The sequence below is a fragment of the Paracoccus fontiphilus genome (assembly GCF_017356265.1).
GTDB classification, from domain to species: Bacteria; Pseudomonadota; Alphaproteobacteria; order Rhodobacterales; family Rhodobacteraceae; genus Paracoccus; species Paracoccus fontiphilus.
Genome location: NZ_JAFNAW010000028.1, coordinates 36,472 through 43,576, shown reverse-complemented (window position 1 = coordinate 43,576; position 7,105 = coordinate 36,472). Strand labels below are relative to the sequence as shown.

14 protein-coding genes are annotated in these 7,105 nt (G+C 63.1%); all 14 read left to right on the top strand.

Annotated elements, in window-relative coordinates; translation table 11 throughout:
• The first annotated feature begins 292 nt into the window (after nucleotides 1-292).
• The 14 genes from rpsJ (at nucleotide 293) to rplE (ending at nucleotide 7,101) form a co-directional block, all read left to right on the top strand.
• Nucleotides 293-601 carry a 30S ribosomal protein S10 gene (gene rpsJ / locus J0F76_RS11430; RefSeq protein WP_089386317.1) on the top strand — a complete coding sequence of 103 codons (309 nt, stop codon included), beginning with the start codon at nucleotides 293-295 and terminating at the stop codon, nucleotides 599-601.
• A 10-nt stretch (nucleotides 602-611) separates the two neighbouring features.
• Nucleotides 612-1,478 carry a 50S ribosomal protein L3 gene (rplC, locus tag J0F76_RS11425; RefSeq protein WP_207469507.1) on the top strand — a complete coding sequence of 289 codons (867 nt, stop codon included), beginning with the start codon at nucleotides 612-614 and terminating at the stop codon, nucleotides 1,476-1,478.
• Nucleotides 1,478-2,098, top strand: a complete 621-nt coding sequence (rplD, locus tag J0F76_RS11420; RefSeq protein ID WP_207469505.1) for a 50S ribosomal protein L4 — start codon at nucleotides 1,478-1,480, stop codon at nucleotides 2,096-2,098. The genes rplC and rplD overlap by 1 nt, the downstream gene beginning before the upstream one ends.
• Nucleotides 2,095-2,391 carry a 50S ribosomal protein L23 gene (locus tag J0F76_RS11415; RefSeq protein ID WP_207469503.1) on the top strand — a complete coding sequence of 99 codons (297 nt, stop codon included), beginning with the start codon at nucleotides 2,095-2,097 and terminating at the stop codon, nucleotides 2,389-2,391. Before rplD ends, J0F76_RS11415 begins: the two co-directional genes overlap by 4 nt.
• Nucleotides 2,392-2,485: 94 nt before the next feature.
• On the top strand, nucleotides 2,486-3,325 hold the full coding sequence (gene rplB / locus J0F76_RS11410; protein WP_207469501.1) for a 50S ribosomal protein L2: 840 nt from the start codon (nucleotides 2,486-2,488) through the stop codon (nucleotides 3,323-3,325).
• 3 nt (nucleotides 3,326-3,328) lie between these two features.
• Complete coding sequence (rpsS, locus tag J0F76_RS11405) at nucleotides 3,329-3,607, top strand: 30S ribosomal protein S19 (protein ID WP_167622735.1); 279 nt, start codon at nucleotides 3,329-3,331, stop codon at nucleotides 3,605-3,607.
• Nucleotides 3,608-3,612: 5 nt separating this feature from the next.
• The gene (rplV, locus tag J0F76_RS11400) at nucleotides 3,613-3,993 is read left to right on the top strand and encodes a 50S ribosomal protein L22 (RefSeq protein WP_126155999.1); all 381 of its coding nucleotides are present in this window, start codon (nucleotides 3,613-3,615) and stop codon (nucleotides 3,991-3,993) included.
• A complete protein-coding gene (rpsC, locus tag J0F76_RS11395) occupies nucleotides 3,993-4,709 on the top strand; it encodes a 30S ribosomal protein S3 (protein ID WP_207469499.1) in 717 nt (238 codons plus the stop codon). The genes rplV and rpsC overlap by 1 nt, the downstream gene beginning before the upstream one ends.
• A 12-nt stretch (nucleotides 4,710-4,721) precedes the next feature.
• Nucleotides 4,722-5,135 (top strand): 50S ribosomal protein L16, encoded by a 414-nt coding sequence (gene rplP, locus J0F76_RS11390; RefSeq protein WP_200683679.1) that lies wholly within the window; start codon nucleotides 4,722-4,724, stop codon nucleotides 5,133-5,135.
• A 191-nt stretch (nucleotides 5,136-5,326) separates the two neighbouring features.
• A complete protein-coding gene (rpmC, locus tag J0F76_RS11385; protein WP_103173026.1) occupies nucleotides 5,327-5,533 on the top strand; it encodes a 50S ribosomal protein L29 in 207 nt (68 codons plus the stop codon).
• A gap of 12 nt (nucleotides 5,534-5,545) precedes the next feature.
• The gene (gene rpsQ, locus J0F76_RS11380) at nucleotides 5,546-5,791 is read left to right on the top strand and encodes a 30S ribosomal protein S17 (RefSeq protein WP_207469497.1); all 246 of its coding nucleotides are present in this window, start codon (nucleotides 5,546-5,548) and stop codon (nucleotides 5,789-5,791) included.
• A gap of 76 nt (nucleotides 5,792-5,867) precedes the next feature.
• Nucleotides 5,868-6,236, top strand: a complete 369-nt coding sequence (rplN, locus tag J0F76_RS11375; protein ID WP_010400243.1) for a 50S ribosomal protein L14 — start codon at nucleotides 5,868-5,870, stop codon at nucleotides 6,234-6,236.
• Nucleotides 6,236-6,541 carry a 50S ribosomal protein L24 gene (gene rplX, locus J0F76_RS11370; protein WP_207469489.1) on the top strand — a complete coding sequence of 102 codons (306 nt, stop codon included), beginning with the start codon at nucleotides 6,236-6,238 and terminating at the stop codon, nucleotides 6,539-6,541. Before rplN ends, rplX begins: the two co-directional genes overlap by 1 nt.
• Nucleotides 6,541-7,101, top strand: a complete 561-nt coding sequence (gene rplE / locus J0F76_RS11365) for a 50S ribosomal protein L5 (protein ID WP_207469487.1) — start codon at nucleotides 6,541-6,543, stop codon at nucleotides 7,099-7,101. Before rplX ends, rplE begins: the two co-directional genes overlap by 1 nt.
• The last annotated feature ends 4 nt before the right edge of the window (nucleotides 7,102-7,105 follow it).

Here is a 7,105-nt window from a genome sequence, read left to right as displayed (position 1 = left end):
CGAAGATCCTGAAGTAAGCCCCGCGGCTTGCCGGAACACAGACGAAAGGGCCGCCCCGCAAGGCGGCCCTTTTCCCATGGCGCAAAGGGCATGGTCGATCGGACTTGACGGAGGCCCGCCAAAGACGCTATAGGCCCGCATCGCAGTTGAATCCGCCGCGTGTGGAGATTCGCCTGCCTTGCGCCTGGCCGCCTTATCAAGGGCGGCCTTGCAGTTTTTATACGGTTCGATGCTGGGATCGCGTGGTGCGCTGTCAGCCTCTCAACTGGAACTCCCCGTCAGAGGGATGACTATGCAAAGTCAGAATATCCGCATCCGGCTGAAGGCGTTCGATTACCGCGTGCTGGAAGCCAGCACCCAGGAAATCGTCAACACCGCCAAGCGCACCGGCGCGACCGTTCGCGGCCCGATTCCGCTGCCGAACAAGATCGAGAAGTTCACCGTCCTGCGCGGCCCGCACATCGACAAGAAGTCGCGCGACCAGTGGGAAATCCGCACGCACAAGCGCCTGCTGGACATCGTCGATCCGACCCCGCAGACCGTTGACGCGCTGATGAAGCTCGACCTCGCCGCCGGCGTGGATGTCGAGATCAAGGTGTAAGGAGGGGATGATGCTGCGTACTGGTATTATCGCCAAGAAACTGGGCATGACCCGGCTGTTCCTGGAAGACGGCCGTCAGGTTCCGGTGACCGTTCTGCAACTGGACAGCCTGCAGGTCGTGGACCAGCGCACCGTGGCCCGCGACGGCTATACCGCCGTCCAGCTGGGCGCCGGCGTTGCCAAGGCCAAGCGCACGACCGCCGCGATGCGCGGTCACTTCGCGAAAGCCTCGGTCGCGCCCAAGCGCAAGATCGCGGAATTCCGCGTCGCCGAGGAAAACCTGATCAACGTCGGTGAGGAGATCACGGCTGACCACTATTTCGCGGGTCAGTATGTGGATATCGCCGGCACCTCGATCGGTAAGGGCTTCGCGGGCGCCATGAAGCGTCACAATTTCGGCGGTCTGCGCGCCTCGCACGGCGTGTCGATCTCTCATCGTTCGCACGGCTCGACCGGCCAGTGCCAGGACCCCGGCAAGGTGTTCAAGGGCAAGAAGATGGCGGGTCACCTGGGCGCCGTCCGCGTCACCACGCAGAACCTTCAGGTCGTGCGCACCGATGCCGACCGTGGCCTGATCATGGTCAAGGGCTCGGTTCCCGGTTCGAAAGGTGGCTGGGTCACGATCAAGGACGCCGTCAAGAAGGCGACCCCCGAGAACGTGATCTACCCGGCCGCCCTGAAGTCGGCTGCCGAGGAAGCCAAGCGTCTGGCCGAAGCCGCCGCCGCCGAAGCCGCCGCTGCCGAGGAAGCCGCCCGTGAGGCTGCCGCCGCCGAAGCCGCTGCCGCCGAGGAAGCTGCACTGGCAGACGCGCAAGCTTCGATCCAGGCCGACAAGGCCGAGGGTGACGACGCTGCTGCGCCCGAAGGAGACAAGTGATGAAACTCGATGTGATCAAGCTGGACACCGGCAAGGCCGGTGAAATCGAGCTGGCCGACGAGATCTTCGGGCTGGAGCCGCGCGGCGACATCCTGCAGCGCGTCGTCCGCTGGCAGCGCGCTAAGGCGCAGCAGGGCACCCACTCGGTGCTGGGCAAGTCGGACGTCAGCTATTCGACGAAGAAGATCTATCGCCAGAAAGGCACCGGCGGCGCCCGCCACGGTTCCAAGAAGGCGCCGACCTTCCGTCACGGCGGCACCTACAAGGGCCCGACCCCGCGTTCGCACGCCTTCGACCTGCCGAAGAAGGTGCGCGCCCTGGGCCTGCGCCATGCCCTGTCGGCCAAGGCAACCGCCGGTGAGCTGGTGATCGTCGAGGATCTGAACCTCGCCGATGCCAAGACCGCCGCCGTCGCCAAGGCCGTCAAGGAAAATGGCTGGAAGCGCGTGCTGGTGATCGATGGGGCCGAGGTCAACGAAGGCTTCGCCCGCGCCGCCCGCAACATCGAGGGTGTGGACATCCTGCCGTCGATGGGCGCCAACGTGTATGACATCCTGAAGCGCGACACCCTGGTGATCACGCGTTCGGGCGTCGAAGCTCTGGAGGCTCGTTTGAAATGAGCGCGAAAGCTGAACATTACGACGTGATCGTCAAGCCGATCATCACCGAGAAAGCCACCATGACGTCGGAAAACAACGGCGTGGTCTTTCAGGTGGCGAAGGACGCCAGCAAGCCGCAGATCAAGCAGGCTGTCGAGGCCCTGTTCGGCGTCAAGGTGAAGGCCATCAACACGACCATCACCAAGGGCAAGCAGAAGCGGTTCCGGGGCATCCTGGGCCGTCGCAGCGACGTCAAGAAAGCCTATGTCACCCTGGAAGAGGGCAACACTATCGACGTGTCCACCGGACTCTGATAGATGGCGCGAATCTGCGGCCTCGGGTAACCGGGGCCGCTGATCTTTTAGACCAAACGGACCACCCTGGTCCAAAGCAACGGAAGACAGAAAGATGGCATTGAAGTCGTATAAACCGACGACGCCTGGCCAGCGCGGGCTGGTTCTGATCGACCGTTCGGAGCTTTGGAAAGGTCGCCCGGTCAAGGCCCTCACGGAAGGCCTGACCAAGAACGGCGGTCGGAACAACACCGGACGGATCACCATGCGCCGCAAGGGCGGCGGGGCGAAGCGCCTGTATCGCATCGTCGATTTCAAGCGCAACAAGTTCGATATGGCCGCCACGGTCGAGCGGATCGAATACGATCCCAACCGCACCGCCTTTATCGCGCTGATCTCCTATGAAGACGGCGAGCGCGCCTATATCATCGCGCCGCAGCGCCTAGCCGTTGGCGACAAGGTTGTCGCGGGCGCCAAGGTCGACGTGAAGCCCGGCAACGCCATGCCCTTCAGCGGCATGCCGATCGGCACCATCGTCCACAACGTCGAGCTGAAGCCCGGCAAGGGCGGCCAGATCGCCCGTTCGGCGGGCACCTATGCCCAGTTCGTCGGCCGCGACGGCGGCTATGCCCAGATCCGCCTGTCCTCGGGCGAGCTGCGCATGGTCCGTCAGGAATGCATGGCGACCATCGGCGCCGTGTCGAATGCCGACCACTCGAACCAGAACCTCGGGAAAGCCGGCCGCAATCGCCACAAGGGCATCCGTCCCAGCGTTCGCGGTGTTGCCATGAACCCGATCGACCACCCGCATGGTGGTGGCGAGGGCCGGACTTCGGGTGGCCGCACGCCGGTCACGCCCTGGGGCAAGGACACCAAGGGCAAGAAGACCCGCAGCAACAAGGCGACCGACAAGTACATCTTGCGTTCGCGTCACGCGAAGAAGAAGGGCCGCTGATCCATGGCACGTTCTATCTGGAAGGGCCCCTTTGTTGACGCCTATGTGCTCAAGAAAGCGGAAAAGGCCCGTGAGTCGGGGAAATCCGACGTCATCAAGATCTGGTCGCGTCGCTCGACCATCCTGCCGCAATTCGTCGGCCTGACCTTCGGCGTCTACAACGGGCAGAAGCACATCCCCGTTGCCGTGACCGAGGAGATGATCGGCCAGAAATTCGGTGAATATTCGCCCACGCGGACCTATTACGGCCACGCGGCGGACAAGAAAGCCAAGAGGAAGTAATCGTCATGGGTAAGGAAACAAATCCGCGCCGCGTGGCGGAGAACGAGGCGTTCGCGAAGACCAAGATGCTTCGCACCTCGCCGCAGAAGCTGAACCTCGTCGCGCAGCTGATCCGCGGCAAGAAGGTGGACAAGGCCCTGGCCGACCTGACCTTCTCGCACAAGCGCATCGCGGGCGACGTGAAGAAGTGCCTGCAGTCGGCGATTGCGAACGCTGAAAACAACCACGGGCTTGACGTCGACAACCTGGTCGTCGCCGAAGCCTGGGTCGGCAAGAACCTGGTGATGAAGCGCGGCCGTCCGCGGGCGCGTGGCCGGTATGGCAAGATCATGAAGCCGTTTTCGGAAATCACCATCAAGGTGCGCCAAGTCGAGGAGCAAGCGTAATGGGTCAGAAGGTCAATCCGATCGGCATGCGCCTGCAGGTCAACCGCACCTGGGACAGCCGCTGGTACGCCGACGACAAGGACTATGGCAACCTGTTGCTTGAAGACCTGAAGATCCGGGACTTCATCAAGAAGGAGGCCAAGCAGGCGGGCGTCAGCCGCGTCATCATCGAGCGTCCGCACCGCAAGTGCCGCGTCACGATCCATGCCGCGCGTCCGGGCGTCATCATCGGCAAGAAAGGCGCCGATATCGAGGTCCTGCGCAACAAGCTGGCGAACTTCACCAAGTCGGAAGTTCACCTGAACATCGTCGAGGTCCGCAAGCCGGAAGTCGATGCCGCCCTGGTCGCGGAATCGATCGCCCAGCAGCTGGAGCGTCGGGTCTCGTTCCGCCGCGCCATGAAGCGCGCGGTTCAGAACGCGATGCGCATGGGTGCCCTGGGCATCCGCGTGAACGTGTCGGGCCGCCTTGGCGGCGCCGAGATCGCGCGGACCGAATGGTATCGCGAAGGCCGTGTGCCGCTGCACACCCTGCGCGCCGACATCGACTATGCGCTGGCTGAAGCCACGACCCCCTACGGGATCATCGGGGTGAAGACCTGGATCTTCAAGGGCGAGATCATGGAGCATGACCCGCAGGCTCGCGACCGCAAGGCCGCCGAGGCTCAGGAAGGTCCGGCTCCGCGTGGTCCGCGCCGTGACCGCGACGCGCGCTAAGGAGACTGACAGATGCTGCAACCGAAACGGACGAAGTTCCGCAAACAGCACAAGGGCCGGATCCACGGCGAGGCCAAGGGCGGTTTCGCCCTGAACTTCGGGTCCTACGCGCTGAAGGCCACCGAGCCCGAGCGCGTCACCGCCCGCCAGATCGAAGCGGCCCGCCGCGCGATCACCCGCCACATGAAGCGTCAGGGCCGGGTCTGGATCCGGATTTTCCCGGACGTCCCGGTTTCCTCGAAGCCGACCGAAGTGCGGATGGGTAAAGGTAAAGGCTCGGTCGATTTCTGGGCCGCCCGCGTCCATCCCGGCCGCATCATGTTCGAGATCGACGGCGTGTCCGACGAGATCGCGCGTGAAGCCCTGCGCCTGGGTGCGCAGAAGCTGCCGGTCCTGACCCGGATCGTGGCGCGCGAAGACTGGTAAGCGGTGGGGTGAAGCCCACCCTGCAAGAACCCCGCCGGGCGACTGGCGGGGTTTTCCTTTTCCCTCATGGGAAAAGGGTTGCGCGAAGGCGTCGTTGCCTGTATGGGCAGGCCTTCATCACGAAACTCCACCGGGAATCAGGGTGGCCCTGCGTGCAGGGGCTCTCCGGTGATGTTGAAAGGAACAGGCGCATGAAAGCGCAGGAACTGACGTCGAAGACGCCCGACCAGCTGAAGGACCAGCTTGTCGCGCTGAAGAAGGAGGCCTTCAACCTCCGCTTCCAGCAGGCCACCGGCCAGCTTGAAAGCACCGCCCGCATGCGCGCCGTTCGCCGCGACGTGGCCCGTGTGAAGACCATTCTGAACCAGAAAGCGGCGGAAGCCGCGGCCTCGAACTAAGGAGCCTGGCCCATGCCCAAACGCATCCTGCAAGGCCGCGTCACCAGCGACAAGAACGAACAGACCGTCACCGTTCTGGTCGAGCGTCGCTTCAAGCACCCGCTGCTGCACAAGACCGTTCGTTCGTCCAAGAAATACCGGGCGCATGACGCGTTGAACCAGTTCAAGATCGGCGACACCGTTCGCATCATCGAATGCGCGCCGATCTCGAAGACGAAACGCTGGACTGTCCTGACGGACGAAGCTGCTTCGGCATAAGTCCATCATCACAGATCAGAAATGATCGAAACCCTGGGGCCGCACAAGGCGGTCCCCAAAGGTCGGGAGAAACCAAATGATCCAGATGCAGACCAATCTGGATGTTGCTGACAACTCCGGCGCACGCCGGGTTCAGTGCATCAAGGTCCTGGGTGGTTCGCACCGTCGCTATGCGTCGGTGGGCGACATCATTGTCGTTTCCGTCAAGGAAGCCATCCCGCGGGGCCGGGTCAAGAAAGGCGACGTCCGCAAGGCCGTGGTCGTTCGGACCGCCAAGGAAGTGAAGCGCGAAGACGGAACCTCGATCCGCTTCGACCGCAATGCCGCCGTCATCCTGAACAACCAGGGCGAACCGGTCGGCACCCGTATTTTCGGGCCGGTCGTTCGCGAGCTGCGCGCGAAGAACTTCATGAAGATCATCTCGCTCGCTCCGGAGGTGCTGTAATGGCTGCCAAGCTGAAAAAAGGCGACAAGGTCGTCGTCCTTGCCGGCAAGGACAAGGGCAAGCAGGGCGAAATCACCGCCGTGTTCCCCAAGGACAATAAGGCAGTCGTTGACGGCATCAACATCGCGATCCGTCACCAGCGCCAGACCCAGACGACCCAGGGCGGCCGCACGCCGAAGGCGATGCCGATCGACCTGTCGAACCTGGCGCTGCTGGACAAGAACGGCAAGGCGACCCGCGTCGGTTTCCGCATGGAAGGCGACCAGAAGGTCCGTTTCGCCAAGACCACGGGAGACGTGATCTGATGCTGGACGCAACCAAGTACACGCCGCGCCTGAAGGCCGTCTATCGCGAGCAGGTCCGCGCCGCTCTCAAGGAAGAGTTCGGCTACAAGAACGACATGCAGATCCCGCGTCTGGACAAGATCGTCCTGAACATGGGCATCGGCGAGGCCGTCAAGGACACCAAGAAGGTGAAGCAGGGCGCCGAGGAACTGTCGCTGATCGCCGGTCAGAAGGCCGTCATCACCAAGGCGAAGACCTCGATCGCAGGCTTCCGCGTCCGCGAGGAAATGCCGCTGGGCGCCAAGGTGACCCTGCGCGGCGACCGGATGTATGAATTCCTGGACCGCCTGATCAACATCGCGCTGCCGCGCGTCCGCGACTTCCGCGGCGTGAAGGGCACCTCGTTCGATGGTCGCGGCAACTATGCCATGGGCCTGAAAGAACACATCGTGTTCCCGGAGATCAACTTCGACAAGGTCGACGAAGTTCTGGGGATGGACATCATCATCTGCACCACGGCGCCGACCGACGCCGAAGCGAAAGCGCTGTTGAAGCATTTCAACATGCCCTTCAACAGCTGATCGC